21 protein-coding genes and 1 tRNA gene are annotated in these 24,207 nt (G+C 64.2%); 8 read left to right on the forward strand and 14 right to left on the reverse strand.

Annotation, left to right across the window (positions count from 1 at the left end):
• Nucleotides 1–124 precede the first annotated feature (124 nt).
• Both ACVWY5_RS27275 and ACVWY5_RS27280 read right to left on the reverse strand, forming a co-directional pair.
• Nucleotides 125–289: a hypothetical protein gene (locus tag ACVWY5_RS27275; protein WP_157345484.1), complete on the reverse strand. Its 165-nt coding sequence runs from the start codon at nucleotides 287–289 to the stop codon at nucleotides 125–127.
• A gap of 1 nt (nucleotide 290) precedes the next feature.
• Nucleotides 291–566, reverse strand: a complete 276-nt coding sequence (locus ACVWY5_RS27280) for a hypothetical protein (protein WP_028332708.1) — start codon at nucleotides 564–566, stop codon at nucleotides 291–293.
• Between the two features lie 261 nt (nucleotides 567–827).
• Between ACVWY5_RS27280 and corA the strand changes: the two genes are divergently transcribed.
• The 3 genes from corA to lon all read left to right on the forward strand — a co-directional run bounded on the left by corA (nucleotide 828) and on the right by lon (nucleotide 4,793).
• Nucleotides 828–1,844: a magnesium/cobalt transporter CorA gene (gene corA / locus ACVWY5_RS27285; RefSeq protein WP_028332709.1), complete on the forward strand. Its 1,017-nt coding sequence runs from the start codon at nucleotides 828–830 to the stop codon at nucleotides 1,842–1,844.
• Between the two features lie 151 nt (nucleotides 1,845–1,995).
• Nucleotides 1,996–2,403, forward strand: a complete 408-nt coding sequence (locus ACVWY5_RS27290) for an Hsp20/alpha crystallin family protein (RefSeq protein WP_028332710.1) — start codon at nucleotides 1,996–1,998, stop codon at nucleotides 2,401–2,403.
• 11 nt (nucleotides 2,404–2,414) lie between these two features.
• A complete protein-coding gene (lon, locus tag ACVWY5_RS27295; protein ID WP_028332711.1) occupies nucleotides 2,415–4,793 on the forward strand; it encodes an endopeptidase La in 2,379 nt (792 codons plus the stop codon).
• Between the two features lie 81 nt (nucleotides 4,794–4,874).
• On the opposite strand, the gene ACVWY5_RS27300 is transcribed toward lon, so the two are convergent.
• The 5 genes from ACVWY5_RS27300 to ACVWY5_RS27320 form a co-directional block, all read right to left on the reverse strand.
• Nucleotides 4,875–5,123 carry a hypothetical protein gene (locus ACVWY5_RS27300; protein WP_028332712.1) on the reverse strand — a complete coding sequence of 83 codons (249 nt, stop codon included), beginning with the start codon at nucleotides 5,121–5,123 and terminating at the stop codon, nucleotides 4,875–4,877.
• A 153-nt stretch (nucleotides 5,124–5,276) separates the two neighbouring features.
• Nucleotides 5,277–6,932: an OFA family MFS transporter gene (locus ACVWY5_RS27305; protein WP_028332713.1), complete on the reverse strand. Its 1,656-nt coding sequence runs from the start codon at nucleotides 6,930–6,932 to the stop codon at nucleotides 5,277–5,279.
• Between the two features lie 324 nt (nucleotides 6,933–7,256).
• Entirely contained in the window at nucleotides 7,257–7,526 is a 270-nt protein-coding gene (locus ACVWY5_RS27310; RefSeq protein WP_028332714.1) for a sulfurtransferase TusA family protein, read from the reverse strand.
• A 54-nt stretch (nucleotides 7,527–7,580) separates the two neighbouring features.
• Nucleotides 7,581–8,126 (reverse strand): molybdopterin-guanine dinucleotide biosynthesis protein B, encoded by a 546-nt coding sequence (gene mobB / locus ACVWY5_RS27315; RefSeq protein ID WP_141339621.1) that lies wholly within the window; start codon nucleotides 8,124–8,126, stop codon nucleotides 7,581–7,583.
• Between the two features lie 159 nt (nucleotides 8,127–8,285).
• On the reverse strand, nucleotides 8,286–8,624 hold the full coding sequence (locus ACVWY5_RS27320; protein ID WP_028332716.1) for a hypothetical protein: 339 nt from the start codon (nucleotides 8,622–8,624) through the stop codon (nucleotides 8,286–8,288).
• 437 nt (nucleotides 8,625–9,061) lie between these two features.
• On the opposite strand from ACVWY5_RS27320, the gene ACVWY5_RS27325 reads away from it, so the two are divergent.
• Together ACVWY5_RS27325 and ACVWY5_RS27330 are read left to right on the forward strand one after the other, a co-directional pair.
• Nucleotides 9,062–9,373 carry a hypothetical protein gene (locus ACVWY5_RS27325; protein ID WP_016847487.1) on the forward strand — a complete coding sequence of 104 codons (312 nt, stop codon included), beginning with the start codon at nucleotides 9,062–9,064 and terminating at the stop codon, nucleotides 9,371–9,373.
• A 185-nt stretch (nucleotides 9,374–9,558) separates the two neighbouring features.
• Nucleotides 9,559–12,120 (forward strand): fused MFS/spermidine synthase, encoded by a 2,562-nt coding sequence (locus ACVWY5_RS27330; RefSeq protein WP_321176605.1) that lies wholly within the window; start codon nucleotides 9,559–9,561, stop codon nucleotides 12,118–12,120.
• Between the two features lie 768 nt (nucleotides 12,121–12,888).
• Here ACVWY5_RS27330 and ACVWY5_RS27335 read toward each other — a convergent pair.
• Together ACVWY5_RS27335 and ACVWY5_RS27340 are read right to left on the reverse strand one after the other, a co-directional pair.
• Entirely contained in the window at nucleotides 12,889–14,931 is a 2,043-nt protein-coding gene (locus tag ACVWY5_RS27335; RefSeq protein WP_321176604.1) for a molybdopterin biosynthesis protein, read from the reverse strand.
• 9 nt (nucleotides 14,932–14,940) lie between these two features.
• Nucleotides 14,941–16,062, reverse strand: coding sequence for a molybdopterin-binding protein (locus ACVWY5_RS27340; protein ID WP_028332718.1), 1,122 nt, complete (start codon nucleotides 16,060–16,062; stop codon nucleotides 14,941–14,943).
• Nucleotides 16,063–16,247: 185 nt separating this feature from the next.
• Here ACVWY5_RS27340 and ACVWY5_RS27345 point away from each other — a divergent pair, with 185 nt between their 5' ends.
• Nucleotides 16,248–17,459 (forward strand): ABC transporter substrate-binding protein, encoded by a 1,212-nt coding sequence (locus ACVWY5_RS27345; RefSeq protein WP_028332719.1) that lies wholly within the window; start codon nucleotides 16,248–16,250, stop codon nucleotides 17,457–17,459.
• An 83-nt stretch (nucleotides 17,460–17,542) separates the two neighbouring features.
• Here ACVWY5_RS27345 and ACVWY5_RS27350 read toward each other — a convergent pair whose 3' ends face one another.
• The gene (locus tag ACVWY5_RS27350; protein ID WP_028332720.1) at nucleotides 17,543–18,511 is read right to left on the reverse strand and encodes a TAXI family TRAP transporter solute-binding subunit; all 969 of its coding nucleotides are present in this window, start codon (nucleotides 18,509–18,511) and stop codon (nucleotides 17,543–17,545) included.
• Between the two features lie 119 nt (nucleotides 18,512–18,630).
• Here ACVWY5_RS27350 and ACVWY5_RS27355 point away from each other — a divergent pair, with 119 nt between their 5' ends.
• Nucleotides 18,631–19,599, forward strand: a complete 969-nt coding sequence (locus tag ACVWY5_RS27355) for a Bug family tripartite tricarboxylate transporter substrate binding protein (protein ID WP_038377251.1) — start codon at nucleotides 18,631–18,633, stop codon at nucleotides 19,597–19,599.
• 193 nt (nucleotides 19,600–19,792) lie between these two features.
• Nucleotides 19,793–19,868 (forward strand) — tRNA-Ile (locus ACVWY5_RS27360).
• A gap of 394 nt (nucleotides 19,869–20,262) precedes the next feature.
• Here ACVWY5_RS27360 and ACVWY5_RS27365 read toward each other — a convergent pair.
• The 4 genes from ACVWY5_RS27365 to ACVWY5_RS27380 are packed head-to-tail and all read right to left on the reverse strand — an operon-like array spanning nucleotide 20,263 to nucleotide 24,202.
• Nucleotides 20,263–21,714, reverse strand: a complete 1,452-nt coding sequence (locus ACVWY5_RS27365) for an MFS transporter (protein WP_321176603.1) — start codon at nucleotides 21,712–21,714, stop codon at nucleotides 20,263–20,265.
• A gap of 3 nt (nucleotides 21,715–21,717) precedes the next feature.
• A complete protein-coding gene (locus ACVWY5_RS27370; protein WP_028332723.1) occupies nucleotides 21,718–22,749 on the reverse strand; it encodes a 2Fe-2S iron-sulfur cluster-binding protein in 1,032 nt (343 codons plus the stop codon).
• Nucleotides 22,746–23,735: a PdxA family dehydrogenase gene (locus ACVWY5_RS27375; protein ID WP_028332724.1), complete on the reverse strand. Its 990-nt coding sequence runs from the start codon at nucleotides 23,733–23,735 to the stop codon at nucleotides 22,746–22,748. The genes ACVWY5_RS27370 and ACVWY5_RS27375 overlap by 4 nt, the downstream gene beginning before the upstream one ends.
• Nucleotides 23,732–24,202 carry an aromatic-ring-hydroxylating dioxygenase subunit beta gene (locus tag ACVWY5_RS27380; RefSeq protein WP_028332725.1) on the reverse strand — a complete coding sequence of 157 codons (471 nt, stop codon included), beginning with the start codon at nucleotides 24,200–24,202 and terminating at the stop codon, nucleotides 23,732–23,734. Before ACVWY5_RS27380 ends, ACVWY5_RS27375 begins: the two co-directional genes overlap by 4 nt.
• Between the last annotated feature and the right edge of the window lie 5 nt (nucleotides 24,203–24,207).

Consider the following 24,207-nt stretch of genomic DNA (forward strand, 5'->3'; position numbering starts at 1 on the left):
TCGTAGCCGAAGCCTTGCTTCGGCGTTCTTGAGAACGGCCGCCGAAGGCGGCCTACGCCTCTCCCCGCACGCGGGGCGAGGTGAAGCGGAGTCCGTCGCCGATTCCGGGTAAAGTCATCTCGTTCTAACGCCCGCGATGCTTGGCCCGCCACGCAGGTCCCGGACCGCGCATGTAATGCGCCTCGGGCCGGTAGCCGCTGATCGGCTCCTCGCCGATCCAGGCGAGGAATGCGAGCAGCCCTTCTGCGGCGCGGCGCGGCAGGGCAGCGATGAACGAAACTGCGCGCATCTCAGTAGTCCCACTTCTCGCCGAGCACGACCGGCGCCCGCGGATATCTCTCGGCGTCACCGCCGAGCATGCCGACGTTGAGGTTGGTCCGCGCCCAATCCTCGTGGCCGCGATGCAGCAGCAGCTCATTGCGGAGCCGATGAATCTTGGCGGCGGCGATCGCGCGGTGAACAGTCCTGAAGACGATGCCGATCCGCCTGACGGTCCGCCGCAGCATCAAGGGCATGGCGCCGGCCGAACCGTGCGGCCGGGCATCGTGGTAATGGAGCAAGGTCATGTGCCACCTTCCCGTTTGGCGGCGCGCGCGAGCGCACCGCATCACGGCAAAAGATGCTGGGAAGGCCGTAGGAATTCGAGAGGGCACGCCGCGGTGCGGCATAGGAGCCGCATAAGGACGGGTAGCCCCGCGATGGGATCGCCTGTGCCGTCCGGCGCCAGCCGGAACCCAACGCCTCTGCGTGTTGACCAGCGCCCATTCAGTGCTAGCCTTTTGGCGACAAGTAGCGTCAAGCGGGTTCGATAACCGAGGGCTGAGACCATGAACCTCGTATCGCCAAATGTCGCAACCTCCGGGCCTGTTTCCTCCGACGGCGTGATCGCGGCAAGCGTCTACGTCGAGGGACGACGCATCGCCAATATCGCAATCGATGAGGCCGCGAGCTGGCGCAACAAGCCAAATCACGTTGTGTGGATCGGCCTGCACGAACCCGACATGACGCTATTGAGCAACCTGCAGCGGCAATTCCAGCTGCACGACCTCGCGATCGAAGACGCCGATCACGCGCATCAGCGGCCGAAGATCGAACAATATGGCGATGCGCTGTTCATCGTGGCACGCACCGCGCAGCTCGACGGCGAGAGCATCGCGTTCGGCGAAACGCATTTGTTCGTCGGCGAGGGATACATCGTCTCGGTCCGGCACGGCGCCTCGACGTCCTATACGCCGGTCAGGGAACGCTGCGAGAGCTGCCCGCGCGCTCTTGCCCGCGGCGAGGACTACATCCTCTATGCCATTCTCGATTTCATCGTCGACAACTACTCGCCGGCTCTCGAGACGATCCAGGAAGAGGTCGAGACAATGGAAGCGGAGGTGCTTGCGAGCGCGATGACGCGGGCACAGATCGAGCGGCTTTATCTGCTGCGACGCGACCTGCTGCGGCTGCGCAATGCGGTCGGGCCGCTCGTGGAGGTCTGCCGCAGACTCGAACGCGACAACCTCCCCATGGTGCGCGAGACGATGCGCCCGCTGTTCCGCGACGTCACCGACCACGTGCGCACGATCCAGGAGCGAATTGACTCGCTGCGCGAGGTGCTCGCCTTTGCATTTGAAGCAAGCCTGCTAGTCGGTCAGGCGCAGGAAACGGCAATCTCCAAGAAGCTCGCCTCATGGCTTGCGATTGTTGCCGTGCCGACCGCCGTCGCCGGCATCTACGGCATGAATTTCAAGTACATCCCGGAGCTGCAATGGGAGTTCAGCTATTTCGTCGTAATGGGCCTGATGCTGGTCGCATGCGGCGCGCTGTTCTGGCGGTTCAGGCGTTCCGGCTGGCTGTAGGCAGCGATCAGAACATCGAGCTGCATCGCAGCCATGCCGCAATTCGCGAGATTTCGGACAATTTTACCCTCGATCAACCGCGCGAGGGGCCGGTTTACGGTCGGCGGCAAGACCGGTAACCTCGCCTCCCAATGCGACGTGGAGAGTGCCCATGCGGCCCAAGGATCAGATCAACTGGATGCTGTCGGATGCGATCGAGGCGCTCGCCCGCGCCGAACGGTTGCACCAGAGCTTCCTCAATTTGCACCCGCGCGCGGGAAGCACCGAGCCGAGCTGGGAACCGCCGACCGACGTGATCGAGACCGAGGATGAAATCCTGATCCTGGTCGCGTTGCCGGGGGTCGATCCCGACGAGGTCGAGGCCGCGCTCGACGGCGGCACGCTGGTGATCTCCGGCCGCCGCACCCTGCCCCCTGAACTCCGCAACGCCCGCATCCTGCGCCTCGAACTGCCGCAGGGCCGGTTCGAGCGCCGCATCGCGCTGCCGACAGGCCGCTACACCATCAGCCGCTTTGCCGCGCATGGTTGCGTCGGCCTGCGGCTCGGAAAGTCGAGCTAAAGGATTTCGACATGGCTGCCTCAGACATTTCAAGCCCAGCATCGACTTCGACGCCGATTCCGAGCGACGCGCTGATCATCGTCCCGGTGCGCAACACCGTGCTGTTTCCGGATGTCATCATTCCGATCACGATCGCCCGCGCGACCTCGATTGCGGCGGCCCAGCAGGCGGTGCGCGAGCAGCGGCCGATCGGCATCCTGCTGCAGCGCGATCCCGAGACCAACGATCCCGGCCCCGACGGGCTGTACCGCGTCGGCACAACTGCCAACATCGTGCGCTACATCACCGGTGCGGACGACACCCACCATCTGGTCTGCCAGGGCGTGCAGCGCATGCGCGTGCTCGACTATCTGCCGGGCACGCCGTTCCTCGCGGCCCGCGTGCTGCAAATCCCGGAGCCGACCACCACCTCGCCCGAGATCGAGGCGCGCTTCCTCAATCTGCAGCGCCAGGCGCTGGAGGCCGCGCAATTGCTGCCGCAAGTGCCGCAGGAGCTGATCGCCGCACTGCAGGGCACCACCTCGCCGGCAACCCTTGCCGACCTTGCGACGTCCTACATGGACATCAAGCCGTCGGAGAAGCAGGACATCCTGGAAACCATCGATCTCGTGGCGCGGATGGACAAGGTGTCGCGTCACCTCGCCGAGCGCATCGAGGTGCTGCGGCTGAGCCAGGAGATCGGGCAGAAGACCAAGGCCGTGTTCGACGAGCGGCAGCGCGAGGCGATCCTGCGCGAGCAGATGGCGACGATCCAGCGCCAGCTCGGCGAAGGCGACGGCAAGGCTGCGGAAGTCGCCGAACTGACCAAGGCGATCGCGGAGGCCAAGATGCCGCCGGAGGCCGAAAGCCAGGCGCAGAAGGAACTGCGCCGCTACGAGCGGATGCCGGAGGCCGCGGCCGAATCCGGCATGGTGCGCAGCTATCTCGACTGGCTGATCGACCTGCCCTGGAGCATTCCGGAGGAGAAGCCGATCGACATCGCGGAGGCGCGCAAGATCCTCGACCAGGACCATTATGGCCTCGAGAAGATCAAGAGCCGCATCATCGAATATCTGGCGGTGCGCAAGCTCGCGCCCGGCGGCAAGGCGCCGATCCTGTGCTTCCTCGGCCCGCCCGGCGTCGGCAAGACCTCGCTCGGCCAATCGATCGCGCGCGCGATGTCACGGCCGTTCGTTCGTGTCAGCCTTGGCGGCGTGCACGACGAGGCCGAGATTCGCGGCCATCGCCGCACCTATATCGGCGCGCTGCCCGGCAACATCATCCAGGCGATCAAGAAGGCCGGCGCGCGCAATTGCGTCATGATGCTGGATGAGATCGACAAGATGGGGCGCGGCATCCAGGGCGATCCGTCGGCCGCGATGCTCGAAGTGCTCGACCCCGAGCAGAACAGCACCTTCCGCGACAATTATCTCGGAGTGCCGTTCGACCTCTCGCGCGTCGTGTTTATCGCCACCGCCAACATGCTCGACGGCGTCCCCGGCCCGCTGCTCGACCGCATGGAGCTGATCAGCCTCGCCGGCTACACCGAGGACGAGAAGCTCGAGATCGCCAAGCGCTATCTGGTGCGCCGCCAGCTCGAGGCCAACGGGATCAAGGCCGAGCAGGTCGAGATCGATCCGGATGCGCTGCGGCTGATCATCCGCAGCTACACCCGCGAGGCCGGCGTGCGCAACCTGGAGCGCGAGATCGGCAAGGTGCTGCGCAACGTCGCGGTACAGATCGCCGAGGGCAGCACCAGCCACGTCACCATCGCGCCGAAGGACATCGTCTCGCTGCTCGGCCAGCCGAGGTTCGAGAACGAGATCGCGATGCGCACCAGCATCCCGGGCGTTGCCACCGGACTGGCCTGGACCCCGGTCGGCGGCGACATCCTGTTCATCGAGGCGTCGCGCACGCCGGGCCGCGGCGCGCTGATCCTCACCGGCCAGCTCGGCGAGGTGATGCGCGAGAGCGTGCAGGCCGCGCTGACCCTGGTGAAGAGCCGGGCGTCCCAGCTCGGCATCGACCCCGGCGTGTTCGAGAAGAGCGACATCCACGTCCACGTTCCCGCCGGCGCGACGCCGAAGGACGGCCCGAGCGCGGGCGTTGCGATGTTCACCGCCCTCACCTCGCTGTTGACCGATCGCACGGTGCGCAGCGACACCGCGATGACCGGCGAGATCTCGCTGCGCGGCCTCGTGCTGCCGGTCGGCGGCATCAAGGAGAAGGTGGTCGCGGCCGCGGCCGCCGGCCTGACCCGTGTGATGCTGCCGGCGCGCAATAAGCGCGACTTCGACGACATCCCCGCCGGCGCCCGCGCCAAGCTGGAGTTCATCTGGCTCGAACGGGTCGACGAAGCGATCGCAGCCGCGCTGGAGGCCGCCAAGACGACGCCCGCCGCCGCGGAGTGATCGCGTCTCGAACGCAACAAGAGGGCATGACAGCGATCGCCGTCACGCCCTCTTGCGTTGCAGATAGCGGAGCGGTGCCGCTCAGCTCTTGCCCATGCATTCTTCGATGTAGAACCAGCGGTCGTCGCCGGTCAGGCCCTTCGACTTCACCTCGGCGCGGCAGACCTTCAGCTTTGGCTTGTTGGCCTTCCACTTCGCCTTCATGTCCTTCAGCTTCTGCATGGTGAGCTTGACCTTCGACGGCTTGGCCTCGGTGGTCTGGGCTGATGCGGTGTGCAGCGAGCCGGCGAGAAGCAGGGCGGCCACAAGACAGCTTGCGGTACGAAACATGACTGAAATGTCCCTTGATTATCTGTTGAATTGAACGGAGGAGAGCTTCTTGTTCGACGCGTCTTCTTCGCGCGATCCGGCACCCGCGTCGCTCGAAAACGCTTCAGGCCGCGCGCGGGATGCCAGATGTCCCGCGCGCGGCCTGAACTGCGATCAGAGGATTTTGACCGCGCTGAGCAGCGTCATGTAGACGCCCCACGCCAGTGGAATGCCGACGAACAGCCAGAACAGCGCCGCCTTGGCGTCGAGCCCGCCGAACCCGATCCCGTAGGAACCGTGCGGTCCGGCCGCCGCGGCGCTGGCGCTCGCATCCTGCAGCTTGGCGACCTCGGCGTCGCTCATATGCCATTTCGGATCGACCGGCTTGATCAGGTAGTTGCAGATCAGGCCCGCGATCAGCATGGCGCACAGGATATACATCGTGGTGTTGTAGAGCTGGTCGCGCGGCACGCCGGCGGCAAGCTGGAACTCACGGATGTAGTTCACCACGACAGGACCGATGATGCCGGCGGTCGACCATGCCGTCAGCAGACGGCCGTGGATGGCGCCGACGAACTGGGTGCCGAACATGTCGGCGAGATAGGCCGGCACGGTGGCGAAGCCGCCGCCATACATCGACAGGATGATGCCGAAGCCGAGCACGAATAACAGCTTCGATCCCATCGCTGCGAAGGTCGGCGCCAGCGCGTAGAGCGCGATGCCGAGGATGAAGAACGTGTAGTAGGTGTTCTTGCGGCCGATCTTGTCCGACAGCGACGCCCAGAAGAAGCGGCCGCCGATGTTGAACAGCGACAGCAATCCGGCAAAGCCGGCCGCGATCGCCGCGATCTGCGCCTTCTGTCCGGCATCGAGCTGGTTGAAGCCGACATTGGGTAGGCCGATCAGCTTGCCCGCGAAGATCTCCTGCAACATCGGCGAGGCCATGCCGATCACGCCGATGCCCGCCGACACGTTCAGGCAGAGCACCCACCAGATCAGCCAGAATTGCGGCGTCTTGTGCGCGTTGTCGAGATGGACGTGCTTGCTCGAGATCATCGCGTTGGCCTTCGTCGGCGGCGTCCAGCCCTCGGGCTGCCAGCCGGCCGGCGGAATGCGATAGCGGAACGCGCCGATCATCATGAACACGAAGTAGATCGCGCCCATGGCGAGGAAGGTCTCCCAGACGCCGACCGAGGTCGGGGTCTTGAAGTAGTTCATCAGCCTGTCGGCGAGCGGGGCGCCGATCATCGCGCCGCCGCCGAAGCCCATGATCGCCATGCCGGTCGCCATGCCGCGCCGGTCGGGGAACCATTTCACCAGCGTCGACACCGGCGAGATGTAGCCGAGGCCGAGGCCGACGCCGCCGATCACGCCGGAGCCGAGCCACATCAGCCAGAGCTGGTGCGTGTAGACGCCGAGCGCGCCGATCACGAGACCGCCGGCCCAGCACAGCGCCGCGACGAAGCCGGCCTTGCGCGGACCGACCTTCTCAAGCCAGCCGCCCCAGATCGCGGCGGAGACGCCGAGCAGCACGAAGAACAGCGTGTACATCCACCCGAGGCTCGCGACCTTCCAGTCGCAGGTGGTGGTGAACAGCTCCTGCACCAGCGAGATGTCTGGGCACGCCTTCGGCGCGGTCAGGCCGATCGCGCGCGACAGCGGCAGCCAGAACACCGAGAAGCCGTAAGCCATGCCGATGCACAGATGGATGCAGAGCGCGGCCGGCGGCACCAGCCAGCGGTTGAAGCCGGCTGTCGCGATTGTATGTTCCTTGTCGAGGAAACCTGCACCTGAGGCGGATACGCGTCCGGCGCTGCTCACTGTGGTCATTGACACCTCCCCTGCAGCCGCCATTACGACAGGCGCATCTGCGTCTTCGATCCCGTCTCAGCCCCTTGCGGCCAGCGTCAGCCGGCAGCTCCGCACATTTCCTCAATGCGTCGGGACCAACCACGCACATTCCGGAAATGCTAACCCCCAATACGACCGGATATGCCGGCCGTGCAGCCCGTGATCTGGACACAGGCCCAGTCGTTGTCCGTCGATGCGCCCACACTCGAGCACAACTCCATCACCACAACCCGGCGGACATTATCAATTCGCGCAGAATGGAAAATAGGTGTCGATAGGCAAAAGGTAGATATCAAGCTGCATCTAGCTGGTACGCGGCAACGCAGCATTCGAATTGCCTATCGCTCCATTGATCTTCTCGATCAAGAAAACGATCCGGGCGTCGCTTCGTTCGGTGATCTCGACCTTGTCGCCGGTCTCCTGGATGAGAGCCGGGATATCGATCACCGAAAGCGGATCGGTGCAATGCACCTCGAGGAAATCTCCCGCCGTCACGCTCCTGAGGGCCTTGCGCGTCTTCAGCGCCGGCAGCGGGCATTTCAGGCCGGTGAGATCGAGCTTCGTCGTCGTCATGGTTCGACCATGGCGAAGCCGTCCTGCGTCGTCAACGCCGCCTCCTCATCCGCTTCAGCCTTCGGCCGGAGCCGACGCGAGCACGTCGTCGACGGGGATCGCGGCGCGCAGCATCAATTCGGCAACGTCCTCGATGTCGTCGAGATGCGCGACCGGCAGCGTGGTTGCAACGGCGACGTCGCTGGCAATCCCGACCACGCGCGGGTCGTCGGGAAACAGCAGCGGCTTGCCGTTGGCGGCGCGGTACACCTCGATCTTGTTGACCGGCTCGCGCTTGAAGCCTTCGACCACGACCAGATCGACTTGCGCCATCTTGGCGAGCAGCTCCGGCAGCCGCGGCTCATCGGCGCCGCGCAGCTCGTGCATCAGCGCCCAGCGCCGCGTCGAGGACACCAGCACCTCGGTCGCACCGGACTGCCGGTGCACCCAGGAGTCCTTGCCGGGCACGTCGACATCGAATTCATGGTGGGCGTGCTTGATCACGGAGACACGCAGGCCGCGGCCCAGCAGGCAGGGGATCACCCGCGACAGCAGGGTGGTCTTGCCGGCACCGCTCCAGCCCGCGAGGCCAATCACTTTCATACGCGTCTCCGAAGACATGCCAATCGTTAGGGTATCCACGCCTGCGGTTCCGCCCGACATGGATGGCCGGGACCAGCCGTGACGATGGAAGGCCGCGACTTGCGCCCAACGCTGCTTATATCAGCCTTGAAGCAATGTCATGCCAGGCTTGCCGGCGGATGAGGATCGGCTGGCTCGCTAGAGGACCGCCCTCGGAAACTCCTGCAGCAGCTGTGCCCAAAGCACCGCGAACGCGATCAGGCCACAGACCGCAAGCGCCGCGGTGAATCTCGGCAATCGGCCGATGGCGACGAGCAGCCAGGCCGGCAGGAAGAACAGGCCGAACACCATGCCGAGCGGAAACACCGCCAGCCACTGGAAGCCGGTGCCGTCGCCAGGCGGCACATGGGCGATGGCGTAGAAGGTGTAGAGCCAGAACAAGGTGCCGGCCGCCACGACGAGCGCGGCAATCTTGCGAAAATTGACGGTGTCGAATGCCATGATCGATTGGTCGCCGCAATCGGCGAACCAGTTCACGGGCCGCCCCGCAAGTTGCGCTCGGCTCGCTATCCCGCAGGGTCAGTCGGTTCGTTGACTGACCGGCCGCCCCGGCTTGGCCAGCCTTGCCGATCGGCTCTCTCTCGGGGGCTGGTCACGCATCCGTAGCCTCTTCCGCGGCCGCTGCGTATCGACTGCCAGCACTTCTTCCAGCGTTGTATTCCTAAAACGAAGCCTTCTTAACATCGCTCCGCTCCTCGAGCGGGTGGGAGCCCCATCGGTCGTTCAACCACCGACATCCACAACAGGGCCCATGTCGGTGATGGGAGATAACCAGCGACGGGACGGTTTGCTCCAATGCATGTTGCAGCCCCCGCTCACGTCACGCGCAATCCCGCTATCCAGCGGATTTACCTCGAAATTTCCAATACGCAGGGCGATCGGAACACGATAATGTGCACCATGGAGGACTATGTATGCCTCGCTCGCCTTCGATTGTGCCGCATTCAATCGATCACGACACCTATCTGGTGCTGAACGATTTTGGCCGACTGGGCCGTGCCTGGAGCGAAACCGACGAAGAAGGCACTGACCGGAAAACGCTGATCCGGCGTCTCCTGGATGACCAGTACAGCCGCCCGGTCCGCATCGTGGCCTTCAATACCAACGAAGGATGGTCGCGCGACGTCACGACCGACATTGCCGACGAGCTTCGGCGCCGTTTCGTCGAATACGAAGAGGTCCCGCGCTCCGTGCTGGAGTTCGTGGAGACGGCCATGCGGCACTGAGCTGGATCGGCAACGCAAAAGGCCCTCTCACAGCGCGATCGTTCGGCCCGGCAAGCATCCGCCAAACGGCATTTTTCCGAGCAATCTCAACGCGATCCGGCTGCCTCCCAGCGCCGCTCCGCCATAAGGCAATAATTAAGAGCATTTGCCTTACCTGTTCTCCCGTTCAACGGGAGACCGGTCCAGTGCGCAATCGTGGTGGCGTTCGAGATGCCGTAAGCCTGAAAAACCGGATTTTGATCACGGCGATCTTTTTGGCATCGGGCGCGGCATCGCTGATCCTGCAGGTCCTCTGGTTCAAGCAACTACAATTCGTGCTGGGAAGCGCGACCGTCTCCGTCAGCGTCACGGTGGCAAGCTTCTTTTTCGGCCTCTCGCTGGGCAGCGCCCTGGGAGGCCGGATCGCCGACGTCGTCAGCCACCCCCTGAAAATCTACGGGTTGCTCGAACTCGCCCTCGCCCTCGTTTCTCTCGCGGTCACCGCGTTCCTGTCGCATTGGCCGACATGGGTGGGCTGGCTGTCACCGATGCTGGACCTGGAGTCTTCCTTCCGGCTGCCTCTCATGGTCGCCGTGTCGCTCGCCATCCTGTCGCTGCCAACGATGTTGATGGGCGCGACCCTGCCCTTCCTGGTGAAATTCCTGACCCGCACACAAACCGATCTCGCCAATCGCATCGGTCTGCTCTACGGGTTCAACACCCTGGGCGCCGCCATCGGCACCCTGGCGGTCGGCTTTGTGCTGATGGGCCTTTGGGGCATCGCGGGATCGAGCCTGGTTGCGGCAGCGTTGTATGTCTGCGTCGGCGTCGTTGCCCTGTTAGTTGCGCGCGGCGCAAGCCCGCTCTTGCCGGTCGCGGCACAGGCACCGGTGCAAACCGCCACGACCGCGAGTGACAGGACGTCGATCCTGATCTGGATTTTCGCGTGCTCCGGTTTTGTATCGATCGCCTATGAGGTCGTCTGGTTCCGATTCCTGACCAATGTCAGCACCTCGAGTGTCTACGCCTTCTCGGGCATGCTCGGCGTTTACTTGCTGGGGCTCGTGATCGGCGCCCTGATCTGCGCCAGGCTGCTCGCCCCCCGCAAGGATCAATTGCTGCGATACTTCGCCGTGACGCAGCTGCTGATCGCGGTTGCGGCCACGCTGACCGTCGGAATACTCGGCAAGGCTCGGACCATGGGAGTAGCGCTGTCTCCCGTCGTATCGGGCCTGCTTCCAGTCCCGGTGCAGGAGCTGTTGGGAGGTGACGTTTCATTCTTCCTGGTCTGCGCTGTTGCCCTGTTGCTGCCGACCACGCTGATCGGCATCAGCTTTCCGCTGGCCAGCGAATTGACCGTGATGCAGATGAGCGCGCTCGGCCGCAGGATCGGCACGCTCTACGCCCTGAACACGATTGGCGGCGTCGTGGGCTCGCTGGCGGCGGGGTTTCTGCTGATCCCGTATCTGGGTAGCCAGGGCGCGCTCACCGCGCTGATTGCCGTGAACGTCCTGCTGTTCGTCGCGACGACCATGTCGCAGCCGGATCTTCTGAGAGAACGGAGCCTGTGGCGGCAAGGGACGATCGCCGCGAGCGTCATCGCCGTAGCGCTGCTGCTCTTCACCCCGCACTATCTGGAGCGGGTCCTGACCGCGATCGAAGGCGCCAATGTGCTCGAGTTGCGGGAAACCCGGCAAGCGACGTTTGCGGTGGTCGAGTATCGCGAGAAGGCGGCGGGCACCTATCAGCAGTTGGTGGTGAATTCGAAGAGCTATGCCAACAACCGTCCCGAGGGCAGACGCTACATGGCCGCGATGGGGCACTATCCCATTCTGCTGCACCAGGGCCCGGTTGAAGCGGCTGTCGTCATTTGCATCGGGACCGGAACCACGGTGGGAGCGGTGAGCACCCACGAGGAATTGCAATCGATCGACGCGGTCGATCTGGCATCGACGGTGTTCGAATTTGCGCCCCACTTCGTGCCGATCAACAAGCAGTTCTATCAAAATCCCAAAGTCCATCAGATCGTCGCGGACGGGCGCCACTTCCTGCTGGGGACCAAGGAGACATTTGACGTCATCACGCTCGAGCCGCCACCGCCCCATGATGCCGGCGTCATCAACCTCTACACGGAGGAATTCTATGCGCTGGCAAAGCAGAAGATGCGTCCCGGCGGCGTTCTCGCGCAGTGGGTGCCGCTGGATTTCAACCGCGGCATTCTTCCGAAGATGATACTCAAGGCCATGATGGGCCAGTTCAAGCATGTCTCGCTGTGGCTGCCGTCCAGAATGGAAGGCGTGGCGATCGCCTCCGATGAACCGTTGAACATCGATCCGCGCGAGCTCGCCATGCGCATGTCGAAGCCCGCGGTGGCTGAAGACCTGACGGCAAACGGCCTCGGCTCGCCCGAGGATTTCCTGGCGACGTTCATCGCCGCTGATGAAAAACTCGCGGCCTTTGCCGGGGACGTGCCGAGCCTCACGGATGATCGGCCGCGTCTCGAATATTACAACTGGTATCCGCTGGGTTCGGTCAGCGTGGACGAACTGAAGCGCCTCCGCGAGCCGGTGGAAACCCATCTTGCCGACCGTTCCATCGACGAGGCCCGTCTCGACACCGCGCGCACGGTGGCCAATGCGATCCTGGACGAGCACAAGGCTACGGCCGACGGCGACAAGTCCGCCGCCCGAGCCGCGCTTCGCCTGGCCGTCAAACTGGACCCGGACAATTCCTATGTCGACTTCCTGGACCGCAAGCTAAGCGAGTGATGAAGTCCCCCGTCATTCCGGTGGCGTCGCCCCGGAATGACGTCGATGGTTAGTTTGGTGCGGCAAGACAGCCCGACGGGCAACTCAGCAAAACCTGTCAATCCCGCGATAAGAAAATATTCCGCTTGGCATTCGACCCAACTCAGATGTTCAATATGTACGTCTCACCCGATCGAGGGGCGCTGCGCATCGTCACGGGTGTTGCGGTGAGATGCGGTGGACGCCGATTGCGCAACTGACGAGTGCGCATGAAGCGGACGGTGAAGTCGTGTGGTCCTGACGCCCTAGCGGCAGGTGTCTTTTCGCGCGATGCGCAAGCGTCGTTGCGAAGGCGGTGACAAACAAGCCCAGTCTCGCCGGGGAGAGCACGAAGTAAGCCGTAAACCATCGCGCAGGGAAAGCCGGGTTGCTCCGGTTACACCTGTGGTCCTACCCCCGTGCTTTCTACCTCTTGCACGGGGCCCATGGGTGCGATCGGCACCCGGCTTTCCCTGCGCCCTCTGTTCGAAGAGGGCGGAATGAGATGCAAAGCTCGGGCAGATCATGTCGCGAGAATGCGGATGCATAACCCGCCGGCCGCGCCACATATTCAGTGTCGTCCCGGCGAAGGCCGGGACCCATAACCACAAATGCTGCCTGTTGCGCGACGCTGGAACGACGAATTTCGTTCCCAACATCGGCCGCGGCGTATGGGTCCCGGCCTTCGCCGGGACGACAGCGATGATTGCTGCGGCACCCGCGCGTGCCATGCACACGCCAACACTCACGCTACGCCGGCCTGAATCCCGCCTTCGTCAACGCAGCCCGCCCCTCATTCGATGCCAGCGCGTCAAGAAAAGCCCGCACTGCCGGCCGCTGCTTGCGCGCCGTCACCAATGCGAAGTCATAATGCTCTTCAGCATGCGGTATGAAGCCGAGTCCCGACGCATCGGCGACCGGCGCGATGGTCATGCCCCAGTCGGCGCGGTGCTGCGCCACTGCGGCCGCAACCGCATTGTGCGAGCGCGGCTGATTCCAGTAACCGTCGGGCCGGCTGCCCGCGAGCAAGCGATCGATCAGGATGCGGGTGCCGGCGCCCTGGTTGCGGTTGACCATGATGCAGGCGGGATCGGCAAGCGCGGCGCGCACCGCCTGCTCTGCGCTCAAGCCGGCAAAGCGCGTGTCGTCCTTGCGGAACACGATACCCTGCATGCGCCGCCAGCCCGGCACCAGTTCGAGCCCGCCGGTCAGATACGGCGTGTTGTAGGTCTCGGTCTTGTCGTCGAACAGGTGGATCGGGGCGAGATCGCATTCGCCGCGCTTGGCGGCAGCGAGTCCGCCGAGACTGCCGACCGCGATCGAACGCACCACGAGCCCGGCATGCGCCAGCGGCGCCGTGACGAGATCGAGCCCGGTGCAATGGCTGCCGACGATGACGAGATCGGGCACCCGCACATGCGGCGTGAACAGCGTCACCTCGGCCTCGCTGCCGGCCGGCAACTGGTCGGCCAGCGCCTCGATCTTCAGGAAGCCGTCGGCCTGCGCGAACGACGTGATCGCGCCGGAACCCTTGCCGCCGGGATAGGCGATCAGGCCGTCGGCGCCCTCGACCAGCGACACCATCACGAACTCGGTACGCCCGAGCTCGGAGGCGATGCGCACCGGCACCTTCGCCGTCAACTTGGCATCCGATCGCGGCGGCAGCCCGGCCATCCGCCGCAGCACCGGCACGATCATGTCGTGGAAGGTGAACATCGCCGAGGTCGGAAAGCCCGGCAGAATGACCACCGGCTTGCCGTCGCACACCGCAAGGCACAGCGGCTTGCCGGGCTTCAGCGCCACGCCATGCGCGATGATACCGGGCTTGCCGAGCCGGGCGATGATCCGGTGCGAGACATCGCCTGCCCCCTTGGAGGTGCCGCCCGACAGCACCAGCATGTCGCTGTCCGCCAGCGCCTCGCGCATCGCGGCTTCGAGCATGGCCTCGTTGTCGGCGATCGCACCCAGGAACGACGCGTCGCCGCCGTTCTCGGCAATCGCCGCGGTGACGATCGCACCATTGGTGTCGTAGATCGCGGCCGGCCGCAGCTTCTCGCCCGGCTGCACCAGTTCGTCGCCGGTCGAGAGGATTGCGACCCGCGGACGGCGCACCACCTGAACGTCGGCGATGCCGCAGGCCGCGAGCATGCCGATCTCGCGCGACCCGATCATCGTTCCGGCGCGCAGCAGGGCCTCGCCGCGCGCGATGTCGGAGCCGGCATAGGACACGAACTGGCCGGGCGACGCCGCACGCCGGACCTCGATGGTGCCATTGCTGGCGGGCTGGGTGTGCTCGACCATCACGATGGCATCAGCGCCGCGCGGCACCGGACCGCCGGTCGCAATCGCGGTCGCGGTGCCCGGAAGCACCGGCAGGGTGGGCGCGGTGCCGCACGAAATCGTCTCGCCGTTCAGCGCGAGTTGCACCGGCGCAGCCTCGCCGGCGCGCGCCAGATCGGCCGAGCGCACCGCAAAGCCGTCGACATTGGAGCGATCGAATGGCGGCACGTCGATCGGCGCCACCACGTCCTCCGCCAGCGCACGGCCGAGCGCATCGGCGAGCCGCCGTTTCTCGGACGGCAATTGGCGCGGGAACAGCGCCGCCTCGAAGCGCGCGAGCGCCTCCTCGCGCGACAGGATGGTCAGGAACTGGTCCTGCTCGAAGCGGGAGGTGTCATTCCGGGATGGTGCGCCAGCACCAGACCCGGAATCTCGAGATTCCGTGTTCGCGCTATCGCGCGCCCCGGAATGACGTTGCTGATTACTCTCGTTCGATGCGGGCATCTTGCTCATCTCGGGAACTCACTCCCGCAACATATAGGCATCGACCACCGTGCCCGCAGCGAAGCCCTCGGCAGCGCCGGGCACGATCAGCAGGGCTTCGGCGCGCGCGATGGCATCGAGCGACAGGTCGCCGGTCGAAAGCGCCGCCCAGGAATCCTGCTCGGTACCTTGCTCGCGTGTCAGCAGTACGACCTCGGCAATGCCGACGCCGGAGGCGATCTTGCGTTCCAGCGGCAGCGCCAGCGTTTTGCGCGCGCGCCGGCCCGACAGGCGGTCGAGCACCGGAAGCGCAATCGCCCACCAGGCCGCGAAAGCCTGATCCGGCGCGCCCGGCAAGGCGACGACCGGCGTTGTGTGGATACGGCCGACCGCCGTGGTGCGCCCCGGTTGCAGGGCAATGCCGTGCGCGATCAGCGTGCCGCGCGATGCCAGCGCATTCACCGCAGCATCGGTGTGACCAACGCCGGTGCCGCCGATCGTGATGATCAGATCGCAGCCGTCGGTATCGAGTGCGTTTGCAATCGTCGCCGCATCGGGCGCCGCCTCGATGCCGACGACCTCAGCGCCCGCGAGGCGCGCGGTATCAGCGATCAGTTGTGCGGTCAGCTCACCATTGGCGATGTTGACGATGCGAAGCCGCGGCCGTCGCGCGCGCAACATCTGCAGTCCGGCCGCGCGCGCGAGCAGCAGGCCGCGCGGCAGCAGCGGCTCCCCTGCTGCGATCACGGTGCGCCCGACGGCGATGTCGCTGCCGGCACGCCTGACGCCCTGCCCCGGGATTGCTTCGGCGAGCACCTGCGCAAGCGGACCGGAGGTATCGACGGCATCGGCATCGACCACGCAGTCGGTGCCATCAGGCATCGCGGCGCCTGCCGCCACCCAGACCGGAGGTTCGGCCAGCGGCAACGGCGCATAGGAAGACGCGCCGACCAGGTCATTGGCGCGCATCGCCCACCCGTCGCTGACCGCGATATCGTGCGGCGGGTAGGCGCGCAAGGCCGGCATCTCGGCTGCAATGCAGCGCAAGGCGTCGGCCGGCGGCAACGCGATCGGCTGGACCGACCCGACGTCGCGCAGCACGGCAGCCAGTGCCGCATCGAGCGGGGTGAGCGAAGGCGGAAGGCGCTGGGCGGTGACCATGGCCCGCTATGGACTGAATCGGCCCCGAAGGAAACTGCCTCTCGCCCGACCGGGGCTGCGTCATTAGACCGATGGCGCGTTGACGCGCTCCCCAATATAGTTGCAAAAGAAACCAATATGACCGGGTCCCCGAAGGCCCGGCACAACCAATAATGGCCAATGCGCCAATTCAGGAGGGAGACAGAATGAAGGCCACCAGACTAGCCATGTTCGGGACGCTCGCAGCCGCGCTGCTGGCTTCCCCGACCGTATCGGCGCAGGTATCCGACGACATCGTCAAGATCGGCGTGCTGACCGACATGAACGGCCCCGCCTCGACGCCGACCGGCCAGGGCTCGGTCACCGCCGCGCAGATGGCCGTCGACGATTTCGGCGGCAAGGTGCTCGGCAAGCCAATCTCGGTGATCGTCGGCGATCACCAGCTCAAGCCTGATATCGGCGCGACCATCGCGCGACGCTGGTATGACGTCGATCAGGTCGACCTCATCGTCGACGTGCCGGTGTCGGCGGTCGGGCTCGCGGTGCAGAACATCGCCAACGAGAAGAAGAAGCTGTTCATCACGCACTCGACCGGCGCGACCGATTTCCACGGAAAATTCTGCTCGCCCTACGCGATACAGTGGGTGTTCGACACCAGGGCGCTCGCGGTCGGCACCGCGCAGGAAGTGGTGAAGCGCGGCGGCGACAGCTGGTTCTTCATCACCGACGATTATGCGTTCGGCCACTCGCTGGAGAAGGACGCCTCCGCGATCGTGACCAAGAACGGCGGCAAGGTGCTCGGCGCGGTGCGGCCGCCGTTTGCGACGCCCGATCTGTCGTCCTTCATCCTGCAGGCGCAGGCCTCGAAGGCCAAGATCATCGGCATTGCCGGCGGACCGCCCAACAACACCAACGAGATCAAGACCGCCGCCGAGTTCGGCGTCTTCGCCGGCGGGCAGCAGATGGCGGCGCTGCTGGCGCTGATCACCGACATCCACTCGATCGGGCTGTCGGCCGCGCAGGGCCTGTTGTTGACCACCTCGTTCTATTGGGACATGGACGACAAGACCCGCGAGTGGTCGAAGCGCTATTTCGCCAAGATGAACCGGATGCCGACGATGTGGCAGGCCGGCGTCTACTCCTCCGTGACCGCCTATCTGAACGCGATCAAGGATGCCGGCACCGACGATCCGCTCAAGGTTGCGGCCAAGATGCGCGAGAAGCCGGTCGAGGATTTCTTCGCCCGCAACGGCAAGCTGCGCGAGGACAATCTGATGGTGCACGACCTCTGGCTCGTGCAGGTCAAGACCCCGGCCGAGTCGAAATATCCGTGGGACTATTACAAGATCCTGGCCAAGATCTCGGGCGAGGACGCGTTCGGCCCGCCGGACCCGGCCTGCGCGATGGCGAAGAAATAGGATAGACGAATGGCGGATAGAGAGTGGCGATGGCGATAGATCAGAATTTCCATTCGCCATTCGCTACTGGCTATTCGCCCTCATCATTTCGCCACCCCAATCTCGCGGAAATATCTGAGCACGCCGGGGTGGATCAGGTTGATATCAGGCGCGGCGGCGAGCGTGTTCGCCGCCGTGGTCTCGCACGCCTGGGCGAGCTTGTTGCAGAAGGTCGCCTCGATACCGTGCAGCGTCTTGGCCAGCCGATAGGCAACATCGTCGGGCAAGGTCTCGCGCACCAGGATGTAGCTCCAGGAGCCGACCGAAGAGATTGCCGCGGTCTGCTTCGGATAGACGCCGGCGGGGATCGTCAGCGGCTTGAGGAAAGTGTGCTTGGCGCGGATGCGGGCGATCTCGTCCGTGGTCGGCGCGATGAAGCGGGCGCCGGTGGCGCTCTCGGCCATCTTGGTGAAGCCGGGCCAGCCGATGCCGGCGCCCCACAATGCGGCGGCGCGGCCGTCCTCGACCATCGCGGGCCCGTCGCCGGCGCGATCGAGATAGATCGACTTGAAGTCCTCGTCCTGCTTCAGCCCGATGCCGTCGAGGATGTAGCGCGACAGGATCGGCAGGCCGGAGCCCTTGGCGCCGAACGCGACGGGCTGGCCGACCAGGTCCTGGATCGTCTTGTAGGGACTGTCGGCACGCACCACGAACATGCCCGGGCTCGAATACATCGCGGTGAGAATCTTCAGCTTCGTGGCCTTCGGCCGGCCGATGCCCATGAAGGCTTCATAGGACGGCTCGCCCGCCACGGTCGCGATATCGACGTTGCCGGCCTCGAGCAGCGGGATGTTCTCATTGGAGCCCTTGGTGTTGCGCGGCTCGACCGACAGCGTCGGGTCTGCCGTATTCATCACCTCGGCGAAGGCATTGCCATAGAGCGGAAAGCCGCCACCCGGCGTCGCCGTGGCGAAACTGATCGTGGTCTTGGAAATGGTCTTGCTCCCCTCTTGCGCCGCCGCCGCGCCCGCGAGCAGCAGCGCGCCGGCGCACATCATAACAGCGAATTTCATCCCGAGCCTCAAGCATTCCACACGAGCCCGACTATCGTCGCACGGGCGACGTCGTAGGCAAAGCCAGCGTTTTGTGAAACCATGCCGGCAACAGTCACAAGAAAATGACGGGAGAGACGATGATCCGGTTCGCGCGTGTCGCTTTGCTTGGTTTGATTTGCTGCCTCGCCTCGATTGCCCCCTCATCCGCATCCGACTATCCGAACCGCCCGGTGCGGTGGGTGATCGGGTTTGCCGCCGGCGGTCCGGTCGACATCGTCGCCCGCATCATGAGCCAGTGGCTGTCGGATCATTTCGGCCAGCAATTCATCGTCGAGAACCGCACCGGATCGGGCGGCAACATCGCCGCCGCGGCCGCGATCAACTCGCCGGCTGACGGCTATACGCTGCTGTTCGTCGCGCCCAACAACGCGATCTCGACCTCGCTCTACAAGAAGCTGCCGTTCGACTTCCTGCGCGACACCACCCCGGTCGCGAGCATCATGCAGCTCACCAACATGCTGGTGGTCTCGAACGCGATGCCAGTGAAGACCGTCCAGGAGTTCATCGACTACTGCAAGGCCAATCCGGGCAAGATCTCCTATGCCTCGTCGGGCAACGGCACCTCGGTGCACATGTCGGCCGAGCTGTTCAAGGCGATGACCAAGTGCGACATGCTGCATGTGCCGTATCGGGGATCCGCGATCGCCTTCCCCGACATCATCTCCAACAAGGTGCAGCTGATCTTCGACAATCTGCCGTCGGCGCTGGAGCAGGCCCGCGGCGGCAACGTCCGCGCGCTCGGCGTCACCTCGCCGAAGCGCTGGGCGGGTGTGCCCGACGTGCCGGCGATCGCCGAGACCGTGCCGGGATTCGAGGCGGTCGGCTTCTACGGCATCTCGGCGCCGAAGGGCACCCCACCGGAGATCGTCGACGCACTCAACAAGGCGGTGGGCGAAGCGCTGAAGGATCCCAAGCTCGTGGCGCGCCTCGCCGAGGTCGGCGGCATCCCGAAGCCGATGGCCCCGGCCGAATTCGGCAAGCTGGTGGCCGACGAGACCGAGAAATGGCGCAAAGTCGTCGAGTTTGCCGGCGTCTCGGTGGATTGAGGCGCCGGTCGCCAGGGAAACGGAGGGCCAGGCAAGATGGCTGCCGGCCACTGTTCCAGCGATGCCAGCCGCGAGACGTGGCTGGCCCGGCGGCGATGGCAGGGACGCGGGGGCGGCATTGCCGAAACCGCAGTCAGCCTGTAAACGGAGCCCGCACCGTTGCCGGCCGCGCCCCGCGGCCCGCAAGGCGGCGGGGCCTGTAGCTCAATGGTTAGAGCCGGCCGCTCATAACGGTCTGGTTGCAGGTTCGAGTCCTGCCGGGCCCACCAATGAGATCAATAGCTTGCTGGATTCTCATTGCTCCTAGCGCGGCGGCCGCACCAGAAACCGCACCAGATACGTGCTGGTTTCGTTCGTGGGCGGCTCGCGCTCAGCCCGCGGTTAGCCAAATTGAGAGGATGAACGAGCCAATTGCTGTTCATCGCTCCGCGCTTCATCGCGGCAAAGAATCTCGCCTCTCGGTAAGATTGCGGGGGTTTCCCGACAATTTCGACACGTTGTCGGCAAGCCCCACGTTCCGTCGAGCTCACGCGTTGGCGATACCTCCCAACGGGAGGGGGCCCTCCCGTCAGGACCGACCGAAGCGCGATCTGCCGACGAATAGCGGACAAACTAACGAAGCAATGGAGTTCGGAACCGTCGTTTGGCGAAGCACCGACTCGCTCAACCCTGATCTTTCATTCTATCCCGTCCGTACCCATGTCCGAGCATGAGAATGAGCAATCCGGCGATCAGCATCGGGACACTGGCGACATAGAGAATGTGCTGCGCGCTGAGGTGATACGCGAGCAAGGCCCCAATCAACAGCGGCCCACCGATGCCGCCTAGTCTGCCTATCCCGAGAGCCCAGCCCACGCCGGTGGACCTGATCGAGGTCGGATAGTAAATCGCCGCCAACGCGATCACGCTCTTCTGTCCGCCGCTGATGCAAAAGCCAGCGCAAAATGCCGCCGCCACCATCATCCAGCTCTGCTTGTCGATCGAATAGCCGAACAAGACAACAAACAGAACGCCGGCCAGATAAACCGCGGCAAGGGACCCGTAGGGTCCGATACGATCCATCGCCGGTCCAATCGCGAATGCGGCGACGATGCCACCGACGGTGGTCATTGTGGTGGCGAGCGCGACTGTATTGAGAGAATGGCCGACATTCGTCAGCATTGACGGCAGCCAGCTTTGCAGCGCGTAGAATTCTGCGAGATTGAGCATGAACACGGCCCATATCACCAGTGTTCCGACGCCGCGACCGGACGAAAATAGACTTCCAACCGCGCTGCGCCGCTCAGCCACGTCAGTGACGAACTGCGCCGGCCCCTGCACCGGCAACGCTCGATCCACTCGACGCACCACACGCCAGACGGCATCCGGCTTCGCATTCGTGCGGATCAGGAAGTCCATCGACTCGGGTAAGAACATAAGCGTCAGGATTGCGACGACCGTGGGCGCAGCCGCGCCGATCCACAGCATCGATCGCCAGCCATATTCAGGGATAGACCAGGCTGCGACCGCGCCCGCAGCGACGAAGCCGAGCGAGAAGCCGCCATAGATTGCCAACACGAACGTCGCGCGCAAGCGAGCGGGACTGAACTCCGTCGTCAACGCAATAGCGCTAGGGATCACGGACCCAAGCGCGATGCCGGTGACGAAACGCAACACTATCAATTCGGCGACATTCGTCGCGAAGATCGTGGCGAACGTCGGCAGCGCGAATGCAAACGTCGAAATGACAACAAGCTTGCGATGACCGAAGCGATCCGACAACGGTGAGACAAGCAGATAACCGACCATCAAGCCGGCCAACGCCGACGAAAAGATCGGCCCGAGAAGCTGCTTCGTGAGCCCGAACTCTTTTGCGATCGACGGCGCCATGTAGCTGATGGCTTGCGTATCGAAGCCATCGAGGAACATGACAAGACCGCACAAGGCGACGACCACATATTGCGTGATGCCAGTGCGACGCGAGTTGATGAATGTTGGAACGTCGAAAGCAACCTCGGTACTACTCATTTCCTCACCTCTGCTGGCCAAATGCTTTGGTCCGATAAGTTTTTTGTTCTTGGTCGGCTGGGCTGAGGCGATCATGTCGCGCCGCAGGCCTGACTGACGTGCGGACAATCGTCAGTCGACCGTTTGCAGGAGCCGCGCTGGCGTCGTGTCGGACGAGCCGCTGGGGATGAACGCGTCCGCGTAGAAGTGATCCCTCGGCAGTCCGCCACTCGTCTCGAATTCGCTACGCGCGGCGTCGATCATCATGGGATTGCCGCAGGCATAGACATGCCTGTCCGACAGATCCGCAAGATCCTCAAGCACCGCAGCATGCAGCAGGCCGCGACGTCCGGTCCAGTTGGCGTCAGGTTGAGATAGCACCGGAACGAAGGTGAACCACGGATATCGTTTGGCCCACTGCTCGCACGTGTCCGCGAGATAAAGATCAGCCCCGCTCCGTCCACCCCAATAGAAGCGCACCTCGCGGTTGAGCCTGCGACGGATCATGTCATCGATGATCGATTTCAAAGGCGCGAAGCCGGTACCGGTCGCGATGAACACGTAACGCGCCTGCTCATCCGCCCGCAGATAAAACTCGCCGAACGGCACCTCGACCTCGAGCTTGTCGTCGAGCCGCAACGAGGCAAGCACTTTTTCGGAGAACTCGCCGCCGGGCACGTGCCGAATGTGCAACTGCGCGCCGTCGCTCTGCTGCGGAGGGTTGGCCATCGAGAAGCTGCGCTCGTCACCATCCGGCGTGCGGATGCGGAGATACTGCCCCGCCTTGAATTTGGCGCGAATACTGGCCGGAAAGCGCAATTGCAGGATGGCCACGTCATCCGCCGGGCGCGACATGCGAAAGACCCTCGCCTGAATTTTCTTCCGCGCCAACGGATCGTGGCGCTGGATTCGTCGTGGCCGAATAGTTAGATCGCTCTTGACGGTCGCCGTGCAGAACAACACCTTGCCGGAGGGACCCTCGATGTCTTTTGATCGCTGTTTGACGTTGCCCTTGCTTAGAAAGCCTTCACAGGACGCGCAAACGCCCTTCCTGCATGAATAGGGCATGGTGTAGCCTGCCCGTTCGGCCGCGACGAGAATCGTTTCGCCGTCATTGCAGGGAAAGCTGATGTCGGCGTCTTCGACCGCGATCGTGTGCGTCATACTGTTTCCTTGAATTGATTGGCGCCTGCGACGAGCTGGATGCATCGCAGGACGGGCGTCGGATCGGCCACGCCTTTGCCCGCAATGTCGAAGGCGCTGCCATGTCCGACGCTTGAAAACATCAGACCGGCACCGATCGACATTGCAGCCGAATTCCGGCCCGCCATCAGCTTGATCGGAATGTGTCCCTGGTCGTGATACATCGCCACGAACGCATCGAAGCCTTGCCGACCGAGCATCAAGTCGGCGCCCACCGGCCCCTCGATATCGATGCCTTCCGCCTTCAGCCGCTCGACCAGCGGCTTGACGATACGATCATCATCATCGCCGAATAGACCGCCTTCGCCTGCGTGGGGATTTATGCCAAACACGCCAAGTCGTGGTTGGGCAATGCCCTGACGTTTCAATGCATCGATCGTTGTGCGAACGGCGCGCTCGATCAAGATAGGCGTGATCCGCTCAAGCGCACCGGCAAGCCGCTCGTGCAGCGTCACGTGGACGATGCGCAACCCTGCGCCGACCAGCATGAGAAACACCTCATCCTCTGGCACCTTCTTCAACCGCGCCAGCAAGCTCGGATAACCGGAAAACTTGATGCCGGCCGAGTTGACGTTGGTCTCGGAATGCGGACACGCCACGATACTGTGAGCGCGCCCTCGCGCCATGAGGTCGAGCGCCGCCTCGACATAGGCGACGGTGGCACGGCCACCCTCTGCGCACCCCTGCCCTGGCCGGAAGGCTTTGGGCTCCAAAGCCGCAACGGGATGATAACGCAGGGTTGGCTTGTCAGGGGATGACCAGTCCCGTGTCAGCGGCCAGCCGGCCGCGAATTTGTCCGTGTAGAAGCGGATTACGTGCTCATCGCCGACCAGAATCGGACGCGCGTCGGGCTGCACCTTTGCGCACAGCATCGCGGCCTTGACCGCGATTTCGGGGCCGATGCCATTAGGATCACCGATTGTCAGTGCGACAGCTGTCGGAGTCATAAGGGCAGCGCCAGCAATGTGTCGATCCGCGAACTGTCACACACCACCGTGCGCTCGTGCAGTCGCGCTGTACCACTCACGATCTCATAGACGTCGAAATAGCGGCCGGTGGCATAGATCGACGTGTCACCATCCTGCAGGATGCGCGCCACCATGAATGGCGTCTCGCTCCTCACCATTGCACCGTCTTCCGACAGGATCGACGGCAGACCGAGGATGTGGCGATAGCTCTGCCGCTCGTAGATATTGGCTACGCGCAGAGCGGAGACGCGATCGGTCAGCATGCCGCGTGAGTTGGCGAACACGATGCCGGCCTCGAGCCCGTCGCGATAGTTTGACGCGGTGGTTATTTTGTACAGGCACGGACCGTGAAACAGGCTCGGCCAATCCTCAAGACGATCATCGTCGATGCACCGTGCATAATCGGCCTGCGCTTTGGTGATGTATTGCAGAGAGTTACCACTCATGGCGC

Source organism: Bradyrhizobium sp. USDA 3256 (genome assembly GCF_054058275.1).

Coding starts and splice junctions, on each gene's coding strand:
- ACVWY5_RS27305 (WP_028332713.1), bottom strand. CDS start 6,932: ATGACCACAGTGAGCAGCGCCGGACGCGTATCCGCCTCAGGTGCAGGT.
- ACVWY5_RS27350 (WP_028332720.1), bottom strand. CDS start 18,511: ATGAAATTCGCTGTTATGATGTGCGCCGGCGCGCTGCTGCTCGCGGGC.
- ACVWY5_RS27355 (WP_038377251.1), top strand. CDS start 18,631: ATGATCCGGTTCGCGCGTGTCGCTTTGCTTGGTTTGATTTGCTGCCTC.
- ACVWY5_RS27290 (WP_028332710.1), top strand. CDS start 1,996: ATGCGGCCCAAGGATCAGATCAACTGGATGCTGTCGGATGCGATCGAG.
- ACVWY5_RS27375 (WP_028332724.1), bottom strand. CDS start 23,735: ATGACTCCGACAGCTGTCGCACTGACAATCGGTGATCCTAATGGCATC.
- ACVWY5_RS27300 (WP_028332712.1), bottom strand. CDS start 5,123: ATGTTTCGTACCGCAAGCTGTCTTGTGGCCGCCCTGCTTCTCGCCGGC.
- ACVWY5_RS27345 (WP_028332719.1), top strand. CDS start 16,248: ATGAAGGCCACCAGACTAGCCATGTTCGGGACGCTCGCAGCCGCGCTG.
- ACVWY5_RS27325 (WP_016847487.1), top strand. CDS start 9,062: ATGCCTCGCTCGCCTTCGATTGTGCCGCATTCAATCGATCACGACACC.
- lon (WP_028332711.1), top strand. CDS start 2,415: ATGGCTGCCTCAGACATTTCAAGCCCAGCATCGACTTCGACGCCGATT.
- ACVWY5_RS27370 (WP_028332723.1), bottom strand. CDS start 22,749: ATGACGCACACGATCGCGGTCGAAGACGCCGACATCAGCTTTCCCTGC.
- ACVWY5_RS27310 (WP_028332714.1), bottom strand. CDS start 7,526: ATGACGACGACGAAGCTCGATCTCACCGGCCTGAAATGCCCGCTGCCG.
- ACVWY5_RS27335 (WP_321176604.1), bottom strand. CDS start 14,931: ATGAGCAAGATGCCCGCATCGAACGAGAGTAATCAGCAACGTCATTCC.
- ACVWY5_RS27280 (WP_028332708.1), bottom strand. CDS start 566: ATGACCTTGCTCCATTACCACGATGCCCGGCCGCACGGTTCGGCCGGC.
- mobB (WP_141339621.1), bottom strand. CDS start 8,126: ATGTCTTCGGAGACGCGTATGAAAGTGATTGGCCTCGCGGGCTGGAGC.
- corA (WP_028332709.1), top strand. CDS start 828: ATGAACCTCGTATCGCCAAATGTCGCAACCTCCGGGCCTGTTTCCTCC.
- ACVWY5_RS27380 (WP_028332725.1), bottom strand. CDS start 24,202: ATGAGTGGTAACTCTCTGCAATACATCACCAAAGCGCAGGCCGATTAT.
- ACVWY5_RS27340 (WP_028332718.1), bottom strand. CDS start 16,062: ATGGTCACCGCCCAGCGCCTTCCGCCTTCGCTCACCCCGCTCGATGCG.
- ACVWY5_RS27275 (WP_157345484.1), bottom strand. CDS start 289: ATGCGCGCAGTTTCGTTCATCGCTGCCCTGCCGCGCCGCGCCGCAGAA.